Below are 24,901 nucleotides of genomic sequence, written 5' to 3' on the forward strand. Positions count from 1 at the left end.
GAGAAGTTTGTGTGTGTGAGCGTTCTGGAAATCTAAAAACGCCTCGTTAGCTTTTGATGAACGCCTAATCATCTGCCCATGAGGCTCGCTCTTAGCATACCGACGCAATCCTGTTACAGGACAGAGGCCGCCGAAAGCTATGCATTACTGTGAAAGCTAAGACGCTTCCCTTCTCACTTTGACTATAATTACATTAACTTTATTCATAAGCAGGGCGCAAGTCTTTTTTCGCTAACAAAGATCGTAAAGATGAGACCCCTTGCCAAACGGTAAATCCATTGCTTTTTGAAAGCAGCCGAGCTTGCCCCAATGCATCCCCTTGACTGAGTAGCCGCCCCTGACTGATTTTATGCACGTTATTGTAAAGTGCTGCTCTGTCCGCCTCGTCTATATATGGGCAGCCGATTATATCCACGAACAGCATAAATGCGTCGGTATTTTTGTTTAGGCGTGCTGCGTTATTCATTATGATATGGTCGGCGCTTTTTATTGCTGCCTGCTTTATCGGGCGTAGATCTCGTCTGTTTTTTGAAAAATATAATGCTGCTATTATAGAAAAATAGTCGTTCATCGAACTGCTATTTTCATCCGTTACGCTAAAAAGCACCTGCAAATCGATTTTTGTTAGCTTTTGTTTGTCTGAGCAGATGGAATCAGCGGCTACGGCGATGTTTAATACGTCTGCAGTGCTTGCATGCTTCTTTGACTCTATTATCGCCTTACGGGTGATATCGAGAATTTGAGACTCAAATGCTGGACGAGCAAGCCCAACACTTCTAGCTAATTCGTCCAACTCTAGAAAAATCCTGGCCATTTTATTGGAAGTGGCGGCCCTGATATCCATTAGATAAAGAAACTCTGAAACTGTTAAGACTGCTTGAAATGTCGACTCAAATTTGGTGGAGATTACGGACGTCTCGCCTGGACTTGGTTTTGAGCGGTATCGAATGGTATTCATTTTTCTTGCAATAATTGCTAGAGCAGGGGATGCTAAGTCGGCGTATTTTACTTGGTTGGTTCGTGCTACAGATCTAATCTCCGTGATGATTTTTCGTGATTGTTTTTTCAACTCTCCTATCGCTTTCGATTGTTCAGCTTCTGTCTGAACAGAACCTAAAGCAGATTTGAAAAGATTAATGAAGTCTAGAACTTCAGTTTGGATCTTATTTCTGGCGATAGTTAGATTTGTTATTAGCGGGCGCTCAATAATTTTTTTCTTGCTTTCATTCAAATAAAGATTATATTTTTCCAGCTCTTCAGCTATCACTCGTTCGATTGTTTGGAGGTCTTCAAGGTCATTTGAAAAAATAAAATAATCGTCAACGTAACGTTTTATCGTAGTTTTTGACTGGACTTTTTTAGAGATTGCGATGTCTACGCTTTGAAGTATGATTTCCGCAAATATTCTACAAATTTCCGGGCCTATAATTATTCCGTTAGTCTCGCCCCAGTTGAAGTTTCCTACGAGTTTGTCGAATTCGCTCTCGAAGAATTCTAATCCTCGATTATCTTTGGCAAAAGTTTTCCCCCTCATGCTCCAGGCAATAGAGTGGGTGTAGATAGATGAAAAGCATTTTGCAATGTCTAATTGAACCATGTATTTGTATTCTTGCTCTAATAGTTCGTACTCGCGTGACGAGAAAAATTTATAAATTTGAGCATATGTTTTGTACGAAAAATAAGTTGATGCATATGGTTTTTCTGGCTCAAAAGATCCTTCGACCAGTTCCGGTGCAAATTCATTCAAGGATTCATCTATATAACGACTGTCATAGAATTTTGATGCGACTCGGTAAGGATGTCTTAGGGAGTACGCGCTTCTAGTACAAAGGTGGGATATGTAAATGTCATACTTTCGGTAAAATTCGCTAGCCCTAAGCTGGGTCGCAGGATGAATGATAGATAGCGTTCTGGTTTTTTGGTCGATTTTACCAATCTTTAAACTTGCAGGAATGGTCTCCCCTTTTGTTGATAAGATTTTTGATATTAGTGGTGTCTGATTTGTGTTGGATTTTGCGAATTTATAAAGTTTTTCATTTGTAAAATACAGAGGTAATTCATAGGGTAGGACGTCTGTCAGAAGCATCCGCGCACAGTCTCTGTCTTTAATTTTCTTTATTTTTTTAGACATGATTCCAGCACCTAGTTATTTCTATCACATCTCTGGCACTAAATTTGGTTCTGCGCCGTTTGATGAAACCTGATACGAACGAGTACTTTGTTATTGCGTTTGTCTCTTCTTTTGATATCCCCAGTCTACGCAATGCAGGCCTCGCGAGATTTGAAAAAAAAGTATCAAGTGTAGATAGCGAATTACTTGAGGTCGCTTCCTGAGAATCATCATGGCTGTAGAGCGAATGCGTGTAGGCTAGCCCAGTATATAGTCCTCTTCGGCTTGGATCGCTTGGAAGTAGTTGGTTTCCAGTTAAATATGAAAGCCTATTTTTTAATAGATTTATATTCTTGTTGGACTTAAAGTCTTGTAGAGACAAGAAAATCTTCTGCTTGAGTTTAGATATCTTGCTATCCGAGAGCAGGAGAGTTATTTTGTTTTCTTTTTCATCATTCCGTTTGCCAATTAGTATTTTGTATCCGAGGTATTCCGGAGCCGGAGACACAAGTGAGCTGTCAGATTTTGCACACTTGCAAGAGCGTTCGCATGGACATTTTTCTGGATGGCCACAAATATCACTGCAAGTGCATTTTATACTGAAAATATTACTTTTTGATTCATTGGTTTTAAGTCGATATTTTGATAAGCAGCTTTGCACTTCTCGCTTAAGCGTGACTTCGTCGCAGGTTGCAAATATTACAATGTCGTCAACATACCTAACGGCGAGATAAACTCCAGTAATATTTCTAAGCTCTAGGTCTAGCTGATTTAGATATATTTCAGCTAAGGTGCTGGTGATAATTACACCTCTAGGTAGTCCGCTTTTCTTTAATTCGGGTTTTATTGAATAGGCATGAGAGAAAAAATTGTCTAGAAGCTGCAGTGTTTGGAATGATACATGGCCATCTCTGGCTATTTTGTTCATTAAGCTGGTTCTATGAATGCTCTCGAAACATGATCTGATATCTAACCTGTAGACTGTTTTTGGAGAAGGATCTCTGAGAGCTTGGATGACTAGTTTTACGATGTTGTCTCTACTCGGGCTCTTTATATGATATGCGCGTCTTAAATTGTCATTTATTTTTCTTAAGGTTAACGCTTCGTCTAGGCTTTTAGTCCTGACAGTTGTTCTCTTTTTTTTACTTTTCTTAGTTACGAATGTGCTGAGTTTTATGAAGTTCATTTGATTCTGGGCAATGCGTAGCTCCAGAGAAATCAGATATTTAGACCATTCATCGTTGGTTTCCAGATGATCATTGTTATCAGGGGTTAGCCCGAATTGTTTTCTACGCTTTCGCATCCAGTTTAGGTTTTTTGCTGTGAAATCCTGAGTAGGCGAGTTCATAGTCTTCCCTGAATAGCAGCGCAAATTGAAATTTGAAAGGCTAAATACAATTTACTATGCGACTTGATTCTGATATGGCGGCTTCAGCAGAAGCTATCAGAGATGCTGCCGCTGCGTCTATAGTCCTCGCTTGACTGTCTAGACAGACAGAAAGAGGACTTAATTTTCACGTCTTGATGGCTTAGATCCGAACCATGACTTGCCAAGCCGTAAGACGATCAACTGGACAGTGAGCCAGAAGTAATATCGTGTTGGCTCTGCACGATCTCGTAACTCCTGGTCCATAAACCATGCAAGATGTTTTTGCTGCCATGTCCATGGATTGTTACGTTTCCAGCGATTAGAAATTGCGGTTTGAATAGTCACAGCCTGACGAAGGTGGCGCCGACGGGTCGTATGAGATCCGGAGAGCACGCCGTTCAAAAATACCTCCATATCGAAAGGATTTGCCATCTTCAGCCACCGATATACGCACGGACCACATCGATGCGACTGTGCCCAAGCTCATAGCTGATTTGTGCTCGGGCTTCCGCATCAAGAGATCGGTGGTGCTGGAGGCACCTGCCTCCGTTGATGGGCGCTAGGTGGTGGGTGATCTGCTCATAGCGTTCGCACGCATAGGCTGCGCGCAGTTCGTGGAATCCTTTGAGTTTGTGCGTATGGAGGATATCTCGGGCGGGTCGGACGATTCCCTGCTGGAAATCGATGTAGCGTTCGTTCGGTGCAAGCAGGTTGCGGCTACCGTCGGGCGAGACCTGTTCGGTAAACCTCAGTGCGTCACGAATATGATCATCTACCGTAAGCCAACGAGGTGCTGACGCGCCTGAACGGCCACCTTTGGTGCCGTCCTGGATGTTGATCTTGCCGAATTGCTCAGCTTCACGTTTTAGACGGGGAAGGTCGGCCAAGATGGCCTCGCGCAAACGCATGCCGGTGGCGCGTGCCAACTGCACGATGGCGGCGGCACGGGGATACTGTTCGCGGAGTGCATCGACGATGCGCATCACGTGTTCGCGATCCTGGCCTTGTGGAACTGTCATGCGGATGGTGGTGCGCTGCATTTCCAACGCCTTGCTCGGACTCTGCACTTTCACGTACTGATCACCGCGAAGCGCTGCCATGGTTCGGTTGACGCTGGACAATCGATTTTTTGCGGTGGCGATCGCGAGGTCGCCGCGCTCGACCAAATGATGCAGATGCGCCGCGTAATCCGACAAGATCTGGCGATCTATCTGCCGTGCATCGTTGAGTCCTGGTCCGTCGTCTGAGCGACACCAGCGCACGAATGCCTGCCAACGATCACTGTGCGCTTTGACGGTCCCGTAATGTCCGCCGCCAAACATGTCCTGCAACGCCTGCGGTCCGGCGTAACTCAATTGCCGACCATAGCCAAAATTACGCCCACCCCGTCTACCGACCAATGCCATGACCAAACTCCTCTCGAAGCCACACTTGTAAAACCTTCCCCACGTCATCCCGCCACGAATGTTGAGTGTTATCAGGGATCAAGGCCCCTGCGACCTGTGAGGGTTGTCCACTAACGCGGGACTGGCGGCTCCTTACGACCGGGAACTTGGGCATCTCATGATCTGGCCTCCTGAACACTTCCGGGGAAGTGGGCGGGTGGAGGCTGCGCTGGCTGACGAGGCCAGTGCCGCGAGATCCTGAGTCGGGTGAAGGCAGTGAAGCGATGACCGGGGCATGCCTGACTGTCAGTCAGGTGCAGTCCATTCCGTGGGCTGCGGCACCATCATCGGTATCGCTGTTGCTGGTGACTTTTCGGTGTTTGTCACGCCGATTGTCACGAGGGGAAATGCCGCAAAGCCTTGTACGAGTTGGGCTGCAGCAGTGGTAGGAGCGCCCGTCTCTTTCCGGGAGAAAGAGACGGGCGCAGGTTGGCGCACGGGAATGGCCAAGCGGATAGGTTGCTGCAGGGCAGCTATGAAAGGGGATGAGTTGCCGCAGTGGGCACACTGGTAAAAGTAGGCATCCATCACATCGCTGTGACCGTGCGAGCCGCCGGACGCTAATCGCACTTTGGGAGAACCACCACGGTGTGGCGTAGCCTTAAAGGTTCTGGCTACCTGGGTTGCTGTCAACGACAGCGCTTTGCCCGATCTTTTCTACGCCTGTGGATAATTTGGGTCAAGGCTCGAATTGTAGGGGATTCTGCGGCTGTGGATGAAATTATCCACCGGTGGAAATCTGTGGTTTTCCACAGACAGTTGCGTGGGCTTTAGATTTTTAAGTGAGGTCCATCCAAACAGGGCGGCTTTGCAGCCCTGTTTGGATGGACCTGCTTGGCCAAGCGGATCACTGAGATATGAAGACCGAGCGCTAACTCAGTTGCGCCACGTTTTGCTTTTAAGCGAGTGACGTTCGGTCCGGTCTGGTTCGTGAATTCGTGGGGGGTGACATGCTCCTGTCGATTTGCGGGAGAAATGCGCCTGCTTCGGGTGGAAACGGTCAGAGGGAGTTCTTAATCTGTGACTGGATGACATGGTGATCGGCACTGTGATCTCAAAAGGAGCATATCAATGAGACCGAATTTCTTTCTGGACGATGAAGATGAAGCCATCGCCAAGAGCTATTTCAAGAAGGTTAATAGCATTGGTTTTGTTTGTGTCGGTTTGGCGTTGACGATAATCACAATGCCTCATCCCGAGCGCGCTGCATGGTTTGTCTTCGCGGTAGCAATCATCTATGCGTTTAGCCACGGCGATGGTTACAGGAAGATTGTTGCCAGCTATTTGTTGCGTCATAAAGGGTTCGGCGGTGGTATTCGTTTGGTGTTGAAAGTAGCTCTCTTCGTGTTGGGCACAAGTCTGTTGTCTGGGATTGGGCTTCAGATCTTGACGCCTGAGGTTTTAGGCATCCTCCCATAGCAGGACTGTCTCAGTGACCTGGGTGGCGGATTCAATCATTGATCCGCTTCACCTTTATCCGGGTAACATTCGCCCCAATCTGATTAGCGAACTCATGCGGAGTGACATGCTCTTCACGGTTGGCTTCCAGGTACCGGCTCCACCAGTTCATGATCAGCCTGCGCTCCTCAATGAACTCGGCCTTGTGGATGTAAGCGGCGCGGACGTTGTTGCGCTCCTTGTGACTCATCTGCCGTTCAATGGCTGTCTCCGACCACAATCCTGACTCGATCAGTGCGCTGCAGGCCATCGAACGAAACCCATGTCCGCAGATATCAGTTTTGGTGTCGTATCCCATCGTCCGTAGCGCGTTGTTCACGGTATTTTCGGACATGGGTTTCCAGGGCTTGGCATCGCCTGCAAACACCAGGTCGAATTTACCGGTGAGGGCGTGGATCTGTTCAAGCAAGGCCACAGCTTGCGGCGATAAGGGTACAAGGTGGATGTCCCCGGCCATCTTCGTACCCCTTGTGGAAAAGGGTACTCCCTCCAGCGCTGGCCGAGTGTCTGGGATTTCCCAGGTGCCGCGCTTTAGGTCGAACTCGCTCCAGCGTGCGAAACGCAGCTCGCTGGAGCGTACAAACACATGCAGCGACAGCATCACCGTCAGACGAGTAAGTGCCCGGCCTTTATAGGTGTCGATCCGCTCCTGTAGTTCCGGCAGTCGCGATAAGGGTAGAGCGGGGCGATGTACCACCCGCGGGGCTTTGATCAAGCCTTCGAGGTCGTAAGCAGGGTTTGCGGTGATAAGCCGGAGGCGTTTTGCCTCGCGCATGATGCTCTGCAGGTAGTTTTGTACCCTTAAAGCAACGTCTATCGTTCCGCGCTTCTTGATTGCTTCCAAGGGCTGCATTAGGTCATGGGTGTCTAATTCGACAATGGCGCGGGCGCCGATCAGCGGCAACACGTGGGTTTTGAGGCGGCTCATCACAGTCTTGGAGTGGCCTGGAGCCCACTTGGCCGACATTTCCGTGTGCCAGTCCAGCGCAACGCTTTCAAAGGTTCTGCCTTTGATCACGGCTTCCGCCTTGGCTTGGTGCTTGGTCTCTATGGGATCAATGCCATCCGCCAGCATTCGCTTGATCTCCAAGCGCTTGCGGCGCGCATCGGCGAGGCCAATGACAGGGTAGTTGCCGAACGAGGTCAGTCCTTCCCGTCCATCAGGTTTGACGTAACGGAGCCGCCAGCCTTTGCGGCCATTGGGTTGGACTAGAAGGTAGAGGCCGTCGCCGTCGAAAAGCTTGTAGGCGCGGTCGGTGGGCTTGGCTGAGCGGCAAGCCGAATCAGAGAGTGGAGCAGTGGTGCGCGACATAAGGGTACTCCCTTTTATCGAAGTGACCTTTACCCCCAACTCTACCCTTAAACCGGTTGGAATCCACAAGGATTCACCGGAATCCGACGGAACGCCAAAACGAAAAAACCCGCCAAAAGGCGGGTTTTTCGGGGGTTTCAGAGATTTTGAAAGCCTTCTCTGGAACCTTGTATGGTGCCGGCACCAGGAGTCGAACCCGGGACCTACTGATTACAAGTCAGTTGCTCTACCAACTGAGCTATACCGGCGTGTGGGCGACGATTATAGCGATTGGGTGCGTTCTGTAAACCCCTGAATTCTGACTATTTTTGCACGACCCATGCTCAAGCGCGGCGCAGCAGGGCGCGCATTTTCTGCAAGGCTCGCCACGCACGACTGTTTTGCATGGCCTGGAGTTGGGCTTCGGCCTGTTCAGCCCGTTGCAGGGCGGCGCTGAGCTGTTGGTCTGCGTCGTCGATGGGGTGGCTGAATTTGTGGCCTTTGCAGAGTTGGAAGCCGTCGAGGTTGCACGGTGGGATGTCGAAGGCGGGTTTGAGGGCCAGGTGTTCTTCGGCGAGGTAGTAGGTGTTGATGCCGTCGAACAGGATGGAATGGTAGCCGGCGTCGGTCACCAGGGCTTCCCAGGTCTGGTCGCGGGCCCATGGGGTTTCGATGAGGATGATCCAGGGGCGCCAGCGGCTGAAGTCCATGCCGCGCAGCACGGTTTCTTCGTGGCCTTCGACGTCGATTTTCAGGAAGTGGATGGGGCGGTCCTGGGCGTATTGCTCGCAGATGGAGGCCAGGGTGCGGGACTGGACGGTCTGGTCGCGCACGTCCATGCCGGCGTCGCGGTGTTGTTGGGCGACGCTGGCCTCTGCTGTGGAAAGGCCTGTGTCAGCGATGGTGTAGAAGGTCAGGCTGTCGGCGTTTTCGCCGGCCACGCATTGCAGGTTGATGTCGTGGGGGCGTTGTTGGCAGAGGGCGTCGTAGTAGGCCGGCACCGGTTCGATGTTGATACCGCGCCAGCCGCGGTCGTAGAACGCTCGGGTGACCGAATCATCGGTCGGATGGTTGGCGCCGACGTCGAGGTAAAAGCCGTTTTCCACCGATTGAAGGGCGCGCCACAGGCGTATGTCTTCGAAATTCTGTGCGTAGGAAATGAACGTCACGGCCAGTCCTTGAGTGTGTCGGCATTGTGTCAATCACGATACGTTGGGCTGTTGTATAGCACGGGCGCGGTGGACGCAATTATTGGCGCGGGGCAGCACTGAATTCGGCGGTTATGTCGTTTTGCTTATGCGCTTATGCACAACGGGCAGGATGAGGTCGACGGAACCTTGCAATTTTGTGACCGCTTTCGCGTTTCGTCGCAAATTGCTGTTTTCATGGTTTTTTATCCATGTGAACAAAAAATGACCAATGTTGAATCGGTCAGGAAATCGCGAATTTCTTGGATCCAGGTTTATTTCATCAACAGAGTTATCCACAGGGTGTTTCGTCTCAGCAACGCTCTGCCAGCAACAGCAGATTGCGCGGCGTCAGCGGTGTTTCGCAGAAGGTGCCAAGACGAACCTCGTAGCCTTTTTGACTGAGGAACAGCGCCCGATCCAGCACCAGCCAAAGCTCCAATGGTCGGCGGAAAAGGCCTCGCAACAACTCCAGGTTGCGCACCTCGGCCAGACGCTGATGGCCCGCGGCTTCCAAGGCGACCCAATCCGGCACGCCGACTGTGGATAAGTCTTTGAGGGCTGCCAGATCGATGCAGTATTGGGTGAAGGATTTTTCCAGCCAGGCGCTGGGCAGCGAGGGAGTGGGCAAGTAGTCGTCGCGCCCTCTGATTTGTCGTTGCAGCAGGTCGAAGCCCAGGCGCCGGGCCATGGATCGGTCCCGTTGTCTCCTGACGCGCGCGCCAGCGGTGACGGTTTCGGTCAGCGGCAGGCTGAGATCATCGAGCGACAGCTGTAGGACAGAGCCCTTGGCGGCGTCGGACAGTGCTTGATAACGCTCGGTGTTGATGCGGTTGTAACAGCACGGCGCGATCGCCAGTTGTGCACAACCCGCAGCGCTGGCCAGGTGGATCAAGCGCACATGCAGGTCGCCGCAGGCGTGCAGGGCCACAGGCGTGTGTCCGGGGTGGAGCGTCTGGGCGGCGTCCGCCGCCAGCACGTCTTGTTGCCGGTGCGTGGCGGGCAGGTGATGGCGCTGGCTCAATTGTTGGCCGCTGGCGACCAGTGCGGGGTCGTATTCCAGGCAGGTCAGTTGCTGCTCACCGTGCAGCAGGCGTCGACCGAGGTGGCCTTTGCCGGCGCACCAATCCAGCCAATGGGTCGGTTGGGTGGTGAAGTGCAGGCGGCTGGCGAAGGCTTCGATCTGCTGCCACTTGCGCCCGGGTACGTCGACGTTGAGGCGATGGCTTGGTGCTTCAAGCGTGCTGGCCGGCAATTCTGCGACAGCGCTCAATGCACGGGAGATAGCGGCCAATTCGGGGAAGGGCGCTGGCGCTTCCTCCATCAACCACGGCTGATGATGGTCGTTTTCTGCCGCTTCCAGCGAACGCTGGCGTAGCCATTGGGACAATTCCGGGTGGGACGTTTCCCAAGGCAGTTGCAGATGGGTGAACGGACGCGGTTTCCACAGTGCCTGGTGCGCTGTGAGAAAAGTATCCAGCGCCGTGAAGCGGGCGAGCAAGGCCTCGCCCGTCAGAATGTCGCTTTCACCGACCTTGGCAGGCATCGACGCGCAACCAGCGTTCCAATTGCTTGAAACCTTGCACCAGGACGAAGGACATCAACAGGTAGAACATGCCGGCCGCGAAGAAGATCTCCACCGGCATATAGGTCCGGGCAATGATGGTACGCGCCATGCCGGTGAGTTCCAGCAAGGTCACGGTGCTCGCCAGGGCACTGGCCTTGAGCATCAGGATCACTTCGTTGCTGTAGGCCGGCAGGCCGATGCGCGCGGCGCGAGGCAGCGTGATGTAGAGCAGCGCCTTTGGCCGCGACATGCCCAGGGCCCGCGCGGCTTCGATCTCGCCACGGGGGATGGCCTGGATTGCACCGCGCAGGATTTCGGCGATGTAGGCGGCGGTGTGCAGGGTCATGGTGGCCGTGGCGCACCAGAACGGGTCCCGCAGGTACGGCCACATTGCACTGCTGCGCACGGCATCGAACTGCGCCAGGCCGTAGTAGACCAAAAACAGTTGCACCAGCAGCGGCGTGCCACGGAAAAAGAAGATGTAGGCGTAGGGCAACGCCCGTACGTACCACAGGCGCGAAGAGCGGGCGATGCCCAGCGGAATCGCCAGTAGCAGCCCGGCGATCACGGCGATGGCCACCAGCTCCAAGGTCAGTGTCGCGCCCTGGGCCAGCTTCGGCAGCCACTTGATGATGACGTCCCAGTTCATTGGGTGCTCCTGGTAAATCCACGGGCGGCGCGTCGTTCCAGCAAGTGCATGCCGATCATGGCGAACACCGTCAGGCCCAGGTACATGAAGGCTGCGACCATATAGAAGGTGAACGGTTGCTTGGACACGGTCACGCCGATTTGCGCATGGCGCATGATCTCTTCCAGGCCGATCACCGAGACCAGCGCGGTGTCCTTCATCAGGATCATGAACAGGTTGCCCAGGCCGGGCAGGGCGATGCGCCACATCTGCGGCATGATCAACCGGGTGAAGATCCGCCACTTCGACAGGCCCAGGGCAACGCCAGCCTCGCGGTGGCCCTTGGGAATCGCCAGGATCGCGCCGCGAAACACTTCCGTGGCGTAGGCGCCAAAGCACAGGCCCAGGGCAATGACCCCGGCGGCAAAGGCGTCGAGGGCGAGGTCGGGTTTGCCGAAATACTCACCCAGGGCACGCATCAGGTTGACGGTGCCGAAATATATCAACAGCACCCAGAGTAATTCCGGGATGCCGCGAACCAGTGTCGAATAGGTGCCGCCCAGCCATTGCAGCGGCTTGTACGGCGAGGTCTTGGCCAAGGCGCCGAGCAGGCCGAGCACCAGCCCCAGGCAGAGGGCCGTGAGCGCCAGTTTGACGGTCATCAGCGCGCCGGCGGCAAGCGCCGGGCCGAATCCGTAGAGATCGATCATCATGGGTAAGAGTTCATATCGCGGCAGGCTTTGCTAAGGGCCGGCGTTGCCAGGGAACAGCGCCGGCCAGGCACGTCAGTATCAATAGATGCTGAACGGGAAGTACTTGTCGTTGATCTTTTTATAGGTTCCGTCGGCAATGATTTCCTTGAGGGCGGCGTTCAGCTTGTTGCGCAGCTCGTCGTTACCCTTGCGCACCGCAATGGCGATCTTGTCGCCTTCCACCACCGGGTCGCCCTTGAATTCGTAAGCACGGCCAGCGTCGGTTTTCAGCCAGTCGTAGTTCACGTATTTGTCCGCCAGGATCGCGTCGACGCGACCGGAGGTCAGGTCCAGGTAGGCGTTTTCCTGGGTGTCGTAGAGCTTGGCGGTGATATCGCTGCCCAGTTCGTCTTCCAGCCAGGTACCGGCGAGGGTGGAGCGCTGTGCCCCGATGACCTTGCCCTTGAGAGACTCTTTATCGACTTTGAAATCGACGTTTTTCGGTGCGATGAATTGCAATTTGTTGGAGTAGTACGGGTCGGTGAAGTCCACGGCTTGCTTGCGCTCGTCGTTGACCGACAGCGAAGAAATCAGGAAGTCGAACTTCTGGGCCAACAAGGCGGGAATGATGCCGTCCCAGTCGGAAGTGACCACTTCGCACTCGACTTTCATCTTGGCGCACAGGGCATCGCCGATGTCTTTATCGAACCCCACGACCTGGCCGCTGGCATCTTTGTTATTGAATGGCGGATACGCCGCTTCGATGCCCATCTTCAGTTTGTCGGCCGCCATGGCGCTGGCCGAGAAGACCAGGCTGGCCGCTGCGGCCAGGAGGAATCTCTTGTAGGTCTGCATGTGTACTGCTCCGTTAGCGGTTGCTGGACATGAATTGTTTGCAGCGCGCCGAAAGCGGGTTCTCGAAGACCTGCTGTGGCGATCCTTGCTCCTCGACCAGGCCTTGATGAAGGAACACGACTTCGCTGGAAACCTGACGGGCGAAGCCCATTTCATGGGTGACCAGCAGCATGGTGCGTCCTTCTTCGGCCAGGGCGCGGATCACACTAAGTACTTCCTGGACCATTTCCGGGTCAAGGGCGGAGGTGGGTTCGTCGAACAGAATCACCTTGGGCTGCATCGCCAGTGTCCGGGCGATGGCGGCGCGTTGTTGCTGGCCGCCGGACAGTTCGGCCGGATAGGCGTGGCGCTTGTCGGCGATACCGACTTTGGCCAGCAGGGCTTCGGCCACTTCGACGGCTTCGGCCTTGCTCTGGCCAAGCACCCGGCGCGGCGCTTCGATGATGTTATCGAGCACGCTCATGTGCGGCCAGAGGTTGAAGTTCTGGAAGACAAAACCAATCTCGCTGCGCAGGCGGTTGATCTGTTTGCCGTCGGCGGCCACCAGTTCACCGTTCTTTGCGGCCTTGAGCTTGAGTTCTTCGCCGGCCACCAGGATCTGGCCCTGGTTGGGGTTTTCCAGCAGGTTGATGCAGCGCAGGAATGTGGATTTGCCGGACCCGGAGGATCCGAGGATCGAGATCACGTCGCCGTCGCGGGCGGTCAGCGAGACGCCTTTGAGCACCTCCAGCTGTCCGTAGCGTTTATGCAGGTTGCGGATTTCAAGCGCGGGCGTGGCCTGGGCCATGTGCGGTCCTCATGGTATGTGCTCCCTTGCTGTTGGCTGCCTTCCTTGGCGAGGCGGCCAAGCTAGCATGCGTCCGAATGGCCGCCAACAGCGCTACGGGCGGTAAACCGGTGATGTGCGGCAGGTTGTCGCATCGGCGCAGCAGACTGTCGCGCCATCAACAACCTAACGGCCGTTTGAACCTTGTTTACCGCTGAAAGTCCGGGGAGTCGCGTAAAAAAAGGCGCGATGGTGCCAGCTTTGGGCGGGGGTTGGAAGGGTTAACCGGATGAGCGTGCCTATTCCGATTGGCATTCGCCTCAACTTCCAATCGGTCTGAACGTCGATGTTCATAAACCGATCAAACGAAGTGGCGTCCAATCTCAGGAGGTGTGTCATGAAGTCGCTATTTTGCCTCATCGTTCTAGGCGCGCTGTTTGTCCCACCCATGCTCAACGCCACCAGCCTCGCCCCTGTAGACAGCACAGGCGTCCAGGTCCAGCCCATGCAGCAGAACGGCATCACTTATCTGTCCGGCGGTATCGGTGAGGATGAAGCCCGGGCCATTGGGCAGGCCCAGGGTTACAACTTGCACATGACATTCGCGGTCGGCCCGGAAAACAAATACATCCCGGATGTGAAGGTCGTCATCCAGAATGCATCGGAACAAACATTGCTGACCCTCAGCGATGCGGGGCCGCTGGTTTATGTGCAACTGCCGCCGGGCAAGTACACCGTGGTGGCGACGCGCAACGGTGAGGAGCGGCGCGACACTGCAGAGGTAGGCAGCGGGGCCGCGCGCAACCTGGTGTTCCATTGGAACGGTGACGAATAACCGGCCGGCTTATTCGCTGGCGGGTTCTTCCATCGACTGGCGATACCGATCCAGCGCCTCGCTGAAGTCCTTGATGAACTCCGGTGTGCTGAGCCAGCGCTGGGCGGTCTCGCGGTCCATTTCATCGACCCACATGCGGTAGTCCACCAGCATGTCCGCGGCCAGGTTGGTCGCCGCCATGCTTTCGTTTTCGGCGTTTTTCAGGTCGAGCAGGCCTGGGCGTTCGATGATCATCACGCTCAGGGACGTGAGCAGCGTATCGAGCATTTCACTGCGGCTGATGGCCTCGGCTTCGCGCAGCTTGGCGAACAGTTCCAGCACGTAGACCGGTGGCTGGGCGGTGGCGTGGGCCGGGTCGCCATACATTGGGATCGATTTGCGTCCGGTCATGCGGATCTGCTTGGCTTTGTCTTTGGCGCGTTTGGCGCGTTTTTGCTGCTTGTTCAGTGAGGCCATTGGGCTTCGGTTTCCAGTTCGTTAGGGGACGGTGCCCGGCTCAGTCGATTTTCGGCACGGTAAAGCGGAATTCGCTGCCCTGGCCTGGCTGGCTTTCGGCGTGCAGTTTACCGCCATGGGCCTGGACAATCCCCTTGGAAATGTACAACCCCAGCCCGGTGCCGTTCGGGTTGCCTTCCTTGGTTGTCCAGTAGCGCTCGAAAACATGAGGCAACTGCTCTGGTGCGATCCCTTCACCGGTGTCGCGGACGCTGAAGACGATCTCATCGCCGACGGACATCGCACTGATGCCCACGGTGCCTTGTTGCGGTGTGAACTTGATGGCGTTGCCAATCAGGTTCGACAGCACCTGGAACAGTCGCTCGGGATCGGCATTGATCCTCAGGTTGGGTTCGGCGTGGAAGGACATGGCGATGGCCTTGGCAGTGGCCAGCGGCGTCAGCAGCGAGCAGGCGTCTTCGAAGATCTGGCTGACGTCCATCGGCTGGGGATTGATGGTGTAGCGCCCGGCGTCGATGCGCGAAGTGTCGAGCAGGTCTTCGAGCAGCGAGTTCATGCGGCTGGTGGCCTGTTGCATGGTGTCGATGGCTGACGAGATTCGTTTGGAACTGTGAGAACCGTCGGAGCTGAAGGCCTTTTGCATCATGCCGCAGAGCATAGAAATGACTGTCATCGGGCTGCGCAGGTCATGGGACACCACGGCCACCAGCTCATCGCGGGCCTGCACGGCCTGGCGCTCCTTGCGCACCTGCCGGGCCAGGTCGTTTTCCAGGGCCGAGCGCCGCAGGTCGTTGGCGGCGAACAGATCGCCATGGGTCCATTTGGCGCTGATGCCGGCCATTTCGACTTTCCAGATCTCGAAAGACGTCCGGGGGCGCAGGCGCAGGCCGGTCTCGCTGTTTTCCAGGTCCAGGGGTTTTTGCGGGTCGCCGCTCCATTGGAGGGTCTGCTTCACCTCGGGACGGAACCACAGCACGCCGTTTTCCACAGGCTTGGGCAGATGGATCGCCAGCACGCCGCTGGCCACGTCCTGATAAGCCTGGGCAGGCGCAAAGACGCTGCTCAGGTGGTGGTGGGAGAACACCGGTTTGCCGGTTTCCAGGATCCATTTGTGCAGTTCGCGGATCTGCTCCGGCTCCGGGCATTGGCCGTGGCGGTGCAGCTTGTTGTCTTCGAAAATCGCCACGCCGCTGGCGCCGGTCAGGTCCATGAGCCGTTGTGGCTCATGGGACAGGCCATCGAAGACGTTTTCGCTGGACTCGGCCATGACGGTGGCGAGGACCTTGAGGTCTTCCAGCTTGGCGTCCCGTTGCCGGGTCAGTTCCAGGGCTTGCATGGCGCTGATCTGCAACGACAGCACTTGGCCGATGGTCTGGCAGGCCATGCGCATTTCATGGGGGACCAGCAGCGGCTGGCGATTGCCGCAACTGATCAGCCCCCACAAGCGCTCGCCTTCCATCAACGAGATGCTCATGGAGGACAGCACGCCCATGTTTTTCATGTATTGGCGGTGGATCGGCGAGACGCTGCGCAGTGTGGCAAAGCTCAGGTCCAGGGGCGCCTGGGTGTCGGGCCGCAGTTCCGGGACCAGCGGCACTGGCGCGTAGTCGGCGTTGGGGATGATCCGCAGCCAGTTGGTGCGATACAGCTCGCGGGCCTGTTCGGGAATATCCGAGGCGGGGAAAAACAGGCCCTTGTAGAGCTCCATCGACGGCGCGCTGGCCTCGGCGATCACCTGGCCGTGGCCTTCTTCCTCGAAGCGGTAGATCAGCACCCGGTCGTAGCCGGTCATGGCCTGGATTTCCCGCACGCTGATTTCGTACAGGGCCTGGAGGGTTTTCGCACTTTGCAGGCGTTGCAGCATGCGGCCCAGGTTGGCCTCGCCGCTGACGCCTTCGGGGCGATAGTCGCTCAGGTGCTGTTCCAGTTCGACGATCAGGGCGCCCTGGTGGCGATGCACCAAGGCGTCAAAGCGCTGCTGGTTCACGACAATGGCCACGGGCGCGTTGTCGCTTTGCGGGGCGGCGCGACAGGAAATGAGGATCTTCTCGGCCTGTTCCGGCCCCAACAGTGCGTCGAGCGTCTGGCCCAACAACCTGTGGGGATCTTGCGCCATCAATTGCAACACGTTGGCGCTGACCTGACGGATCACGAAATCGGGCTCGGACAGCATCAACAACACGCCGTGAGGCTGGATGGCCCCAGGAAAGCGAATCGGTTCGTCTGCGCAATTGGCGAGCAGTTCTTCGAAGGCTTCCTGGTTTTCCGGGGTCATAACAGTACCTTTTGGCTGTCCAGCCAGTGTTCAAAATGAGAGAACGTCGCCTTGGCGGCGCGTGTGACTTCGAACACCTGGGCCTCGCCAAGGTTCCTGTCGTCCAGGTATTGGAGGAAATCCTTCCAGCGTCGGCCGGTGAGTTCGCCATACACATTGAGAAAGGCAGCGCCGCTGCAAGCATCAAGACCGAGCTGCTCGGCCACCCTGCGCCGCAGGATCTGTCCGCCGAGGGTCGCGCCTTCCAGGACGTAGGAAACGCCGAGGGCAGCGGCTCGGGAGTCGATTCTTGGCAGCGCCTGGCAGGTGGGCAATGCCTCGATAGCGGCTTCATTCAGGCCCAATGCCGCGAGGTCGGCCCGCAATACCGGGAGTTTGATGCGCAGGGATTGGTCCAGCCCGGTTGGAATCAATGCCAGCACATGCAGCCGTTGCTCCAGCGGCTGATAAAAACCGTAGTAGGCCGCCATCAGGCGTCGGTACAGATCCAGGTCCAACTGCGGTGAGAAAAACGGCAGGCGTTTTTCCAGGGCGACGTGCAGTTCAGCGGTTTCGGTCCGCAACGCCTGGATCAGGGAAGGGTGGGGTGCGGCCGGTGACATGCAGGCTGAAGCTCATTGACTGAAGCATTGCTGGAAAAAAAGCGCACCAATCTTACATGGGTTTTTTGAGTGCGCGGTCATTGGGTATCGGCTTTTATTCCTCCAACTCGCTGCGCACGATTGCCCCTTCCTCAAGGCGTGCCTGTTCGCGATCCAGCGCGTTGCGCAGCTCTTCTTCAGTGGGGAGCACCAGCTGATACTGGCTGGCGAATAGCTGTTCATTGCCCTGCAACACGGAATAACGCACCACCGACTCATCCTTTTGAGCGCAGAGAATGATGCCGACGGTGGGTTTGTCGTCAGGGCCGCGCTTGAGATCATCGTAGAGACGCACATACATATCCATCTGGCCGATGTCCTGGTGGCTGAGCTCGCCACGCTTGAGATCGACGATCACAAAGCACTTGAGCAAGTAGTTGTAGAAGACCAGGTCGATGTAGAAGTCTTTGCTTTCGGTGCTGATGCGTTGTTGGCGGGCGACAAAGGCGAAGCCTTTCCCTAGTTCCAGAAGGAAGCCTTGTAGCTGGTCGATCAAGGCCTGTTCGAGCTCGGTTTCCAGCAGCATGCCGGTATTGGGCAATCCTAGGAACTCAAGGACCACCGGATCCCGGACGATGTCCCTGGGACCGAAATCCAGTTTCTCAATATTGGCGGCGGCTTCCTGCTCTACCGCAGGCCGGTCGCGGCTTGCCAGGAGACGTTCGTAATAGAACGTGCCGATCTGGCGTTCCAAGGCGCGGGTGGACCAGTTTTGAGTGACGGCTTCGTTCATGTACCAACGGCGTGCATTCGCATTTTCGACGCGTAGCAGCGTTCGATAGTGAGTCCAGCTTAATTCGTGACGCAGTGCGTCACAGATTGGAAACGCCTGATAAAAGAGGCGCATGTAGCGCAAATTTGAAGCATCAAACCCTTTCCCAAACCGCGCCGTCAGCACTTTCGCCAACGACGATAGCAATCTTGCGCCGTAAGCCGCCCGTTCGGCGCCGCCCTGTTCGAATTCGATGATGTGCTGGCCGATCTGCCAGCAGGTTTGTACCTGGTGCGTATCGACGGCACGCAGAATCTTCTGGCGTGCCTGGCGAATCAGCTCGCCGAGTTCGTTGATCAAGGGGGCGAGCTGTGGGTCGTCTTGGGGCAGCAGTGGCGTCATCGCAGTGTCCAGCCATTGAGAGGGGCGGACCGCGAGGATGCTCCAGGCGACGTTTCGATGATGCCGGACGGGGCTGATTGTTTGGGCGGAAAAATAACGGATTTATGCAGGACGGGTATGACGCCGCCCCCTGTTGGTTGACCTTGGGTTGTAGGAGCTATCCCCCCAGCCTGTCAGCCACCGCGAACCCCTTCGGCACAAAGCGCTTGGCGGGCGAGAGTCAGACCTTAACTTGCGCCAGAGCCTGGGATGCGGCCACATAATCGGCCTGGAACTGCTCGCTTTCCACCCAATCCAGCGCGGTCTGCTCATCGACACCCGTGGTCAGGCGGCGATATTCGATCAGGGCCGTAATGATGAAGTCAGTGGCTTCTTCCTCACCTTCCTGCTCCAGCACCAACTCCAGCAGTGGATGCCCCAGGAAGACTGTGCACATGGCCTGTTGGCTGATCTTTTCGGCGGCGCCCATGAGTTGGAACATCTCCGTCAGGTCCACGGTTTCCAGATCGATGCGCTCGTCGTTCGGGTCGAGGAAATCGTTCGGCGCAGCAGCACGCTTGGTACGGTTCTGCTTGGCTTTCGCCTTGGCGCGCTGGCTGCGCTTCTGCTGTTTGTTCGCCGATGACATGGTCGGATTCCTGATGGATAAGGCCATCTATCCTACAGCTTCAGTGGGAACGCTTCGAATCTCAATCCACTATGAAGAGCGTAGCTCCCGATGAAGTGGAGGATCGATGGGGCTCGGCCTGGTCGGCGACCTGGTAGCTCATGCCGGGCTTGAGCAAAAATTGCCGGCCGTCTTCGAGTTCGGTATTGAGCTCGCCCTTGAGGCAAAACAGGATGTGGCCCTTGGTGCACCAATGGTCGGCCAGGTAACCCGGCGTATATTCCACCATCCGTACGCGAATGCTCCCGAACTGTTGGGTGCGCCAATAAGCGGTTCCGGTGACGCCTTTGTGCTCGGTGGGTTCGATGGTTGACCAATCGGTGGTGCCGAAGGGGATGCCGGTGATGTCCATGTCGACTCGTCTGTTTGTGGGAGGGGGTAACGAGGGTCGAATGTAGCTGAGTCTATGTGGCAGAGGAAGAAGTCGCTGGCCACAGAAACTTTGGCAAATACCCATCCTGATGCCGATGGTGCCTACATGCTGTCTGGGAGTTTGGCTTGATGAGCCATCCAGTCATGGATATAGCTCAATACCTGCTGGGTTCCCTTCTCGGTTTCTACCAACTCGATAGGACGATGGCCGTTCAGGTGGACGTTGGGTTGTTCCATCCATTTGAACGCCTTACCGCGATTCCCTCGGATGGGAATAACCAACTCGAGGACCTGTTGTAGTAAATCGGGACGTGCATACCAGGATTCTGGTTTTACCGTCGCCTTTCGTCCGGGGATTACTCGAGGTAGCTGACAGGCAGCAAGCTCCGCGTGAGTGATATGAGTACGCACCCAATGAGCCGTGTCGGCTAGCTCGGTATTAGGAATTCGTTCGTGGTTGGTTGTTGGAATAACGACACCCACCCTGACGGTCGTGTGCTTACGAATCATCTGGAGAGCCGGGGCGATATCTGTGTCGTTCGTGACAAACACCGCATGATCAATCGCCCCGGTAATCGCATCGTGATAGGCGTGCAGAGACAGGTTCACATCGCTCTGCTTTTCCTCAACTTTCCAGGCCTGGATTTCTTCACATTCACGAGGGGCGCGATCCGGATGACGGACATCGACAACCTTCACCTTCATCCTGTTGACCGCGTAGTAACCCTCCACCAAGTCGATGCGCTCGTCGTACAGCTTGCGCAGGGCTGTGTGATAGCGGGCTTGAGACGAGACAGAATCTTGCGCCCGTGCCACGGTCTCGATGATTTTGGCGGTAAAGAATTTTATCGAGGGGGAGGCAAGCAGGGCCGATTGCCTGACGAGGCCTTCATTGCCCTTGACCTGCACAGATGGCAGGACGTGTTTTTCAAACAGTGGCAGCAAATCGAGCCATTTGTACGCGGTTCCCTTCAGGCAACCGTAGTAGAAGTTGTAGCCATCGATGTAGATACGGGTGCGCAGAGGTTCGAGATCGGGCGATCCCTGCATATCTGATGCTCCAGAAACGAAAAAACCGGCTTGCGCCGGCTTTTTCCCCCTCCAACCAGATGGTCAGGCCACACCGGTCACGAGGGTTAGTTGTTGGGGGCAGTATTACGCAGATTCTGCGTATGACGCAAATTTTCACTGCGTGTGGCGCAAATTCGATCATGAATGGAAGAGCCCATCAGATCGGCGTGGGGAAAGAGGTTAATCGCTCGCGATGTGTGGATCAAAGACGGAAACGAGCCGCAACACTTATGCTGACTGCTCTTGAGGGACAGGGGCTGCCCGGAAGAGATCAATTGTGCAGCGCAAGGAAACTCAGGCAATAAAAAACCCCGATCAATTGCTTGATCGGGGTTTTCGGTATTTGGTGCCCAGAGACGGAATCGAACCGCCGACACGGGGATTTTCAATCCCCTGCTCTACCGACTGAGCTATCTGGGCAACGGGGCGCATTAAACGGGTTTTTCAGGGGGGCGTCAAGCAAGTTTTCAAAAAATATTTAACTATTACCGTCGCTTACGATCCGCCCCCGCGCTGAACAGCTTATTCGGATGGCGGTACGTAGCCTTCGGCCTTGGCGTAATCTTCGCCGGAAAAGTACTTGTCCATCTCGCCTTGAAGGTATTTGCGATCTTCGGCGTTCATCATGTTCAGGCGTTTTTCATTGATCAGCAGGGTCTGGTGTTTCTGCCAGTCGGCCCAGGCCTTGGCCGAGACGTGGTCGTAGATGTCCTGGCCCTTGGCGCCCGGGAATGGAGCACGCTCCAGGGCAGGCAGTTCTTCTTTGTACTTGCGGCACATGATGGTGCGGGTCATTGCAACTCTCCTGCGTTCATTACGGCGGCCGCGCGTTCGAGCAAGGTTTTGACCGGGGCGGCAAGGCCCAGGCGCGGCGGGGTGGCGAGGTTATACCAGAGCCAGTCGGCCTCGGCCACGTGATGGCCGGTTTCCCGGACCCGGACCAGCCAGGGTTCGATCGCCAACTGGAAGTGGCTGAAGGTGTGCACCAGGCTTGGCATTTCCTGTTGGCTGCCCAATTCCAGCGAGTGTTGCAGGGCCAGGTGCTGCAGGTCATCGAGGTCGTCGAGTTCCGGCAGGCTCCACAGTCCGCCCCACAGCCCTGTGGAAGGGCGACGGTAAAGCAGGATTGCGCCTTCGTGGTTCGCCAGCATCGGCATCAAGGTGCGCTTCTTGGGCACTTCCTTGCGAGGCTTGGGAATCGGGTAGCGGGTTTCCAGGCCCAGCATGTGGGCCTCGCAGCCTTGCTTCAGCGGGCAGAGCAGGCAACTGGGCTTGCTGCGGGTGCAGAGCGTGGCGCCCAGGTCCATCATTGCCTGGGTGTAGGCGTTGACGCGGTCCTGCGGCGTGAAGCGTTCGGCGGTGGCCCACAGCTGTTTGGCAACCTTGGGTTCGCCTGGGTAGCCTTCCTGGGCGGTGAAGCGCGCCAGTACCCGCTTGACGTTGCCATCGAGAATCGGCGCCCGCAGGCCCATGCTGATGCTGGCGATGGCGCCGGCAGTGGACAGGCCGATCCCCGGCAACGCGGTGAGTTTTTCCACGTCCCGGGGAAACTCGCCGCCGTACTGCTCGACGACGATTTTCGCGGTTTTCTGCAAGTTGCGCGCACGGGTGTAATAGCCCAGCCCGGTCCACAAATGCAGCACCTCGTCCTCCGGCGCGGCGGCCAGGGCTTGAACGGTGGGCAGCGAGGCCATGAACCGGTCGAAGTAGTTGAGCACGGTACTGACCTGGGTCTGCTGCAACATGATTTCCGAGACCCACACCCGATAGGGCGAGATGGCTTGTTGCCAGGGCAAATCGTGGCGCCCGTGGCGGTCGAACCAGTCCAGTACGGCGGTGGAAAACTGTTCCGCTCTCATCGCTTGAACAGCCCCTTGAGCGCATCTTTGAGTTCGGGGCTGACCTTGTCGCCCAGCTTCTCGTCGATCTTGTCGCCGAGACGGTCACCGGCCAGTTTCGCCGCGACCTTGCCCATCCCTTCGTTGTCCAGGCGGCAGGCCTTGGCGCCCAGCTCCAACGGGCCGCGGCAGCGCAACGGCCATTCGACGTCAACGTAGCGTTCGTTGACCTGGCAGGCCGGGTCGGGCATGTCGCTCTTGTCACCTTCGACGATGATGCCGACACGGTAGTCCATGCCCAGCACCCGCAGGTCGATATCACCGTTGCCGTTGACGGTCATGCCGGGGATGCGCACTTTCAGGTCCGGGTTGTTGGCGACGCCATTGTTGAAGGTGAGGTTGCCGTTGAGTTGCTGGAACGGCGTGTCCTTGCCCCGGGGTTCGCCGCTGAGACTCTTGCGATTGAGGGTGGCGATGCCTTTGCACAATTGCTGTTCGAGGTTGGCATTGAGCAGCACGCCATCGTGGATGACGAACCCGGCGTTGCCGTTGAGGCTGTCGATCAGGGCCTTCTGGCTATTGCCGCTGGCGGTGATTGCGCTATTGAGCGTGACCAGGCCCTTGACCGGTGGATTCTTGCCCTGGCTTTCGATGATCTTCTCGGCAGGGACCCGGTTGATACGGGTTTGCAGGCTCAACTGTGGCGTAGGCTGGCGCACGTCCAGGGTGCCCTTGGTTTCGAAGTTGCCGCTGTACAGATCGCCCCGCAGGTTCTCCAGGGTCAGCAGGCCGCCCCGGCCGGTGGCCTTGAGCGCGGCGTTCTGGATCGGCAGTTTATCGAGGGTCAGTTGTCCGAAAGTCAGGTCGGCATCGAGGTCCAGCTTGCTCAGGCGTTCCACCGGAAACAGTCGGTCGTTACTCCAGGCGCCCTGGGTCGGGGCGCTTGGCAGCGGTGTACTGCCGGCACCGGCCATGGCGCTGGCTTCGGTGTTGCTGACTTCAGCCTCGCGGGCCGCCTTGGAGCTGTCGGCTTCGGCGGACTTTGGCGGCAGGTAGCGGTCGACGTTGAACGTGTCGGCCTTGAGCTGTACGCGCAGGGACTGTTTGGCAAAGTCTTCCACGGCGATGCGACCGCTTAAATTGCTGTCGTCGACCTTCAGGTTGATGTTGTTGAATTCGACGCTGCTCGGCGTGCCGGCAATGCGGCTGACCAGTTCGACCTTGCTCAGGCTGCCTTCGGCCATGGCCGGGAGTTGCTGGCCGACGCTGTCGACGAACTTCGCCAGATAGAACTGAGCGATCGACACCCCGCCATTCAGTTGTGGAGTCTTGTCGAGGTCGTTGACCTTCAGTTCACCCAGGGCGCGCAGTTGATTGAGCGACAGCTTGATGCCGGTCCATTCGGCGACGTTGGCCGCCTTGTCCAGGAACAGTTGGCCTTGGGCGGCGAAGTTCAGGGTCTTGCCCTGCAACGGGTCGCCCGTGGCTTCGCCGGACAGTTTCAGGTCTTCGAACTTGTAGCGTTGCAGGGCACGTTCGAAGCGCAGTTCACCCGTCACCTCGGTGCGTACGCGTACGGCTGGCTGGTTGCTGGACAGGAATGCCGTCAGGGTGACCGGGATATTGGTGGAGTCGTGGACTGGGCCGGTGCTCAGTTGGATGCTCTCGGCGGTGAACAGCTTGCCGGTCTGCTCGTCGGTGTATTCGACCCGGGCGTTGTTCACGGTCAGGCTATCGATGTCCAGGCGGGTCGGCTGGGCAGGTTTTTCTGCCGGGGTGCCGACGGGCGGGGTCGGTTGTTCGGCCGGCACGGGCGCCGGCGCCTTCGCCGTCGACGCAGAGGCGGGCACCTTGCCGATGTCTTCCCAGTTGCCGTGCCCGTTCTTGTCACGGTTGAGCCGCAGGTTCAGGCCTTCGACCCGCACATCGCTCATCTGTACTTCCCGGCGCAGCAGCGGTATTACCCGGACCGAAAGACCGAGCATCTGCAGGTCGGCGAAAGGCTTGCCCGGACTGGCCAAGGTCGCGACGCTGGCGTCGTGCAACTCAAGGCCCAGCCATGGAAACAGGCTCCAGCCGATGTCGCCATTGAGGGTCAGCTCGATGTGGGCCTTGTCGCGGGCTATCTGGCGGATCTCTTCTTTGTAGTCGTTGGGATCGAACAGGTGGGTCAGGGCAAAGCCCAGGGCCACAATGATCAGCAACAGCCCGAGAAGTACCAGACCCAGGATTTTGCCGAACGCTTTCATGGGCGAATCCTTGTA

General features: G+C 56.4%; 22 protein-coding genes and 2 tRNA genes. 2 read left to right on the forward strand and 22 right to left on the reverse strand.

Annotation, left to right across the window (positions count from 1 at the left end; translation table 11 throughout):
• Window positions 1–199 precede the first annotated feature (199 nt).
• From drt3b to LQ215_RS07585, 3 genes are all read right to left on the reverse strand, one after another.
• Window positions 200–2,131 carry an antiviral reverse transcriptase Drt3b gene (drt3b, locus tag LQ215_RS07570; RefSeq protein WP_230148533.1) on the reverse strand — a complete coding sequence of 644 codons (1,932 nt, stop codon included), beginning with the start codon at window positions 2,129–2,131 and terminating at the stop codon, window positions 200–202.
• Window positions 2,124–3,458, reverse strand: a complete 1,335-nt coding sequence (gene drt3a / locus LQ215_RS07575) for an antiviral reverse transcriptase Drt3a (protein ID WP_230148535.1) — start codon at window positions 3,456–3,458, stop codon at window positions 2,124–2,126. Before drt3a ends, drt3b begins: the two co-directional genes overlap by 8 nt.
• Before the next feature lie 455 nt (window positions 3,459–3,913).
• Window positions 3,914–4,885 (reverse strand): integrase domain-containing protein, encoded by a 972-nt coding sequence (locus tag LQ215_RS07585; RefSeq protein WP_230148537.1) that lies wholly within the window; start codon window positions 4,883–4,885, stop codon window positions 3,914–3,916.
• 1,110 nt (window positions 4,886–5,995) lie between these two features.
• Between LQ215_RS07585 and LQ215_RS07590 the strand changes: the two genes are divergently transcribed.
• Entirely contained in the window at window positions 5,996–6,343 is a 348-nt protein-coding gene (locus LQ215_RS07590; RefSeq protein ID WP_041475665.1) for a hypothetical protein, read from the forward strand.
• Between the two features lie 31 nt (window positions 6,344–6,374).
• Here LQ215_RS07590 and LQ215_RS07595 read toward each other — a convergent pair whose 3' ends face one another.
• The 8 genes from LQ215_RS07595 to LQ215_RS07630 form a co-directional block, all read right to left on the reverse strand.
• Window positions 6,375–7,694, reverse strand: coding sequence for a tyrosine-type recombinase/integrase (locus LQ215_RS07595; RefSeq protein ID WP_095068254.1), 1,320 nt, complete (start codon window positions 7,692–7,694; stop codon window positions 6,375–6,377).
• Between the two features lie 172 nt (window positions 7,695–7,866).
• Window positions 7,867–7,942: transfer RNA gene (locus LQ215_RS07600), tRNA-Thr, on the reverse strand.
• Between the two features lie 75 nt (window positions 7,943–8,017).
• Window positions 8,018–8,842 (reverse strand): FkbM family methyltransferase, encoded by an 825-nt coding sequence (locus tag LQ215_RS07605; RefSeq protein WP_230148539.1) that lies wholly within the window; start codon window positions 8,840–8,842, stop codon window positions 8,018–8,020.
• A gap of 331 nt (window positions 8,843–9,173) precedes the next feature.
• Window positions 9,174–10,406, reverse strand: coding sequence for a methyltransferase (locus LQ215_RS07610; RefSeq protein WP_230148541.1), 1,233 nt, complete (start codon window positions 10,404–10,406; stop codon window positions 9,174–9,176).
• Window positions 10,387–11,076, reverse strand: coding sequence for an ABC transporter permease (locus LQ215_RS07615; RefSeq protein WP_230148543.1), 690 nt, complete (start codon window positions 11,074–11,076; stop codon window positions 10,387–10,389). The genes LQ215_RS07610 and LQ215_RS07615 overlap by 20 nt, the downstream gene beginning before the upstream one ends.
• On the reverse strand, window positions 11,073–11,768 hold the full coding sequence (locus LQ215_RS07620; RefSeq protein WP_057449165.1) for an ABC transporter permease: 696 nt from the start codon (window positions 11,766–11,768) through the stop codon (window positions 11,073–11,075). Before LQ215_RS07620 ends, LQ215_RS07615 begins: the two co-directional genes overlap by 4 nt.
• A gap of 78 nt (window positions 11,769–11,846) precedes the next feature.
• A complete protein-coding gene (locus LQ215_RS07625) occupies window positions 11,847–12,602 on the reverse strand; it encodes an ABC transporter substrate-binding protein (protein WP_230148545.1) in 756 nt (251 codons plus the stop codon).
• A 13-nt stretch (window positions 12,603–12,615) separates the two neighbouring features.
• Entirely contained in the window at window positions 12,616–13,389 is a 774-nt protein-coding gene (locus tag LQ215_RS07630; RefSeq protein ID WP_014336086.1) for an ABC transporter ATP-binding protein, read from the reverse strand.
• Window positions 13,390–13,765: 376 nt separating this feature from the next.
• Here LQ215_RS07630 and LQ215_RS07635 point away from each other — a divergent pair, with 376 nt between their 5' ends.
• The gene (locus tag LQ215_RS07635) at window positions 13,766–14,203 is read left to right on the forward strand and encodes a carboxypeptidase regulatory-like domain-containing protein (RefSeq protein ID WP_230148547.1); all 438 of its coding nucleotides are present in this window, start codon (window positions 13,766–13,768) and stop codon (window positions 14,201–14,203) included.
• A 9-nt stretch (window positions 14,204–14,212) separates the two neighbouring features.
• Here the strand turns inward: LQ215_RS07635 and LQ215_RS07640 are convergent, their stop codons facing one another.
• The 11 genes from LQ215_RS07640 to LQ215_RS07690 all read right to left on the reverse strand — a co-directional run bounded on the left by LQ215_RS07640 (window position 14,213) and on the right by LQ215_RS07690 (window position 24,886).
• Complete coding sequence (locus LQ215_RS07640; protein WP_230148549.1) at window positions 14,213–14,659, reverse strand: hypothetical protein; 447 nt, start codon at window positions 14,657–14,659, stop codon at window positions 14,213–14,215.
• Between the two features lie 40 nt (window positions 14,660–14,699).
• The gene (locus LQ215_RS07645; RefSeq protein WP_230148551.1) at window positions 14,700–16,934 is read right to left on the reverse strand and encodes an ATP-binding protein; all 2,235 of its coding nucleotides are present in this window, start codon (window positions 16,932–16,934) and stop codon (window positions 14,700–14,702) included.
• Window positions 16,931–17,536 carry a biliverdin-producing heme oxygenase gene (locus tag LQ215_RS07650; protein ID WP_230148553.1) on the reverse strand — a complete coding sequence of 202 codons (606 nt, stop codon included), beginning with the start codon at window positions 17,534–17,536 and terminating at the stop codon, window positions 16,931–16,933. Before LQ215_RS07650 ends, LQ215_RS07645 begins: the two co-directional genes overlap by 4 nt.
• A 94-nt stretch (window positions 17,537–17,630) precedes the next feature.
• Window positions 17,631–18,689, reverse strand: a complete 1,059-nt coding sequence (locus tag LQ215_RS07655; protein ID WP_230148555.1) for a PDDEXK nuclease domain-containing protein — start codon at window positions 18,687–18,689, stop codon at window positions 17,631–17,633.
• Window positions 18,690–18,909: 220 nt separating this feature from the next.
• A complete protein-coding gene (locus tag LQ215_RS07660; protein WP_230148557.1) occupies window positions 18,910–19,317 on the reverse strand; it encodes a hypothetical protein in 408 nt (135 codons plus the stop codon).
• Window positions 19,318–19,378: 61 nt separating this feature from the next.
• Window positions 19,379–19,708 (reverse strand): DHCW motif cupin fold protein, encoded by a 330-nt coding sequence (locus LQ215_RS07665; RefSeq protein WP_230148559.1) that lies wholly within the window; start codon window positions 19,706–19,708, stop codon window positions 19,379–19,381.
• A 122-nt stretch (window positions 19,709–19,830) separates the two neighbouring features.
• Entirely contained in the window at window positions 19,831–20,778 is a 948-nt protein-coding gene (locus tag LQ215_RS07670; protein ID WP_230148561.1) for an antitoxin Xre/MbcA/ParS toxin-binding domain-containing protein, read from the reverse strand.
• A gap of 365 nt (window positions 20,779–21,143) precedes the next feature.
• Window positions 21,144–21,219: transfer RNA gene (locus LQ215_RS07675), tRNA-Phe, on the reverse strand.
• A gap of 102 nt (window positions 21,220–21,321) precedes the next feature.
• Window positions 21,322–21,594, reverse strand: coding sequence for an oxidative damage protection protein (locus LQ215_RS07680; RefSeq protein ID WP_230148563.1), 273 nt, complete (start codon window positions 21,592–21,594; stop codon window positions 21,322–21,324).
• On the reverse strand, window positions 21,591–22,658 hold the full coding sequence (mutY, locus tag LQ215_RS07685) for an A/G-specific adenine glycosylase (RefSeq protein WP_230148565.1): 1,068 nt from the start codon (window positions 22,656–22,658) through the stop codon (window positions 21,591–21,593). Before mutY ends, LQ215_RS07680 begins: the two co-directional genes overlap by 4 nt.
• A complete protein-coding gene (locus tag LQ215_RS07690; protein ID WP_230148566.1) occupies window positions 22,655–24,886 on the reverse strand; it encodes an AsmA family protein in 2,232 nt (743 codons plus the stop codon). Before LQ215_RS07690 ends, mutY begins: the two co-directional genes overlap by 4 nt.
• Between the last annotated feature and the right edge of the window lie 15 nt (window positions 24,887–24,901).

The organism is Pseudomonas brassicacearum, assembly GCF_918698105.1.
Lineage (GTDB): Bacteria > Pseudomonadota > Gammaproteobacteria > Pseudomonadales > Pseudomonadaceae > Aquipseudomonas > Aquipseudomonas brassicacearum_F.

Bases quoted from the DNA above. Each gene is read 5' to 3' on its own strand.
- drt3b (WP_230148533.1), bottom strand. From the start codon at position 2,131: ATGTCTAAAAAAATAAAGAAAATTAAAGACAGAGACTGTGCGCGGATG.
- drt3a (WP_230148535.1), bottom strand. From the start codon at position 3,458: ATGAACTCGCCTACTCAGGATTTCACAGCAAAAAACCTAAACTGGATG.
- LQ215_RS07585 (WP_230148537.1), bottom strand. From the start codon at position 4,885: ATGGCATTGGTCGGTAGACGGGGTGGGCGTAATTTTGGCTATGGTCGG.
- LQ215_RS07635 (WP_230148547.1), top strand. From the start codon at position 13,766: ATGAAGTCGCTATTTTGCCTCATCGTTCTAGGCGCGCTGTTTGTCCCA.
- LQ215_RS07665 (WP_230148559.1), bottom strand. From the start codon at position 19,708: ATGGACATCACCGGCATCCCCTTCGGCACCACCGATTGGTCAACCATC.
- LQ215_RS07660 (WP_230148557.1), bottom strand. From the start codon at position 19,317: ATGTCATCGGCGAACAAACAGCAGAAGCGCAGCCAGCGCGCCAAGGCG.
- LQ215_RS07590 (WP_041475665.1), top strand. From the start codon at position 5,996: ATGAGACCGAATTTCTTTCTGGACGATGAAGATGAAGCCATCGCCAAG.
- LQ215_RS07670 (WP_230148561.1), bottom strand. From the start codon at position 20,778: ATGCAGGGATCGCCCGATCTCGAACCTCTGCGCACCCGTATCTACATC.
- LQ215_RS07690 (WP_230148566.1), bottom strand. From the start codon at position 24,886: ATGAAAGCGTTCGGCAAAATCCTGGGTCTGGTACTTCTCGGGCTGTTG.
- LQ215_RS07650 (WP_230148553.1), bottom strand. From the start codon at position 17,536: ATGTCACCGGCCGCACCCCACCCTTCCCTGATCCAGGCGTTGCGGACC.
- mutY (WP_230148565.1), bottom strand. From the start codon at position 22,658: ATGAGAGCGGAACAGTTTTCCACCGCCGTACTGGACTGGTTCGACCGC.
- LQ215_RS07640 (WP_230148549.1), bottom strand. From the start codon at position 14,659: ATGGCCTCACTGAACAAGCAGCAAAAACGCGCCAAACGCGCCAAAGAC.
- LQ215_RS07630 (WP_014336086.1), bottom strand. From the start codon at position 13,389: ATGGCCCAGGCCACGCCCGCGCTTGAAATCCGCAACCTGCATAAACGC.
- LQ215_RS07680 (WP_230148563.1), bottom strand. From the start codon at position 21,594: ATGACCCGCACCATCATGTGCCGCAAGTACAAAGAAGAACTGCCTGCC.
- LQ215_RS07610 (WP_230148541.1), bottom strand. From the start codon at position 10,406: ATGCCTGCCAAGGTCGGTGAAAGCGACATTCTGACGGGCGAGGCCTTG.
- LQ215_RS07615 (WP_230148543.1), bottom strand. From the start codon at position 11,076: ATGAACTGGGACGTCATCATCAAGTGGCTGCCGAAGCTGGCCCAGGGC.
- LQ215_RS07645 (WP_230148551.1), bottom strand. From the start codon at position 16,934: ATGACCCCGGAAAACCAGGAAGCCTTCGAAGAACTGCTCGCCAATTGC.
- LQ215_RS07595 (WP_095068254.1), bottom strand. From the start codon at position 7,694: ATGTCGCGCACCACTGCTCCACTCTCTGATTCGGCTTGCCGCTCAGCC.
- LQ215_RS07625 (WP_230148545.1), bottom strand. From the start codon at position 12,602: ATGCAGACCTACAAGAGATTCCTCCTGGCCGCAGCGGCCAGCCTGGTC.
- LQ215_RS07620 (WP_057449165.1), bottom strand. From the start codon at position 11,768: ATGATGATCGATCTCTACGGATTCGGCCCGGCGCTTGCCGCCGGCGCG.
- LQ215_RS07655 (WP_230148555.1), bottom strand. From the start codon at position 18,689: ATGACGCCACTGCTGCCCCAAGACGACCCACAGCTCGCCCCCTTGATC.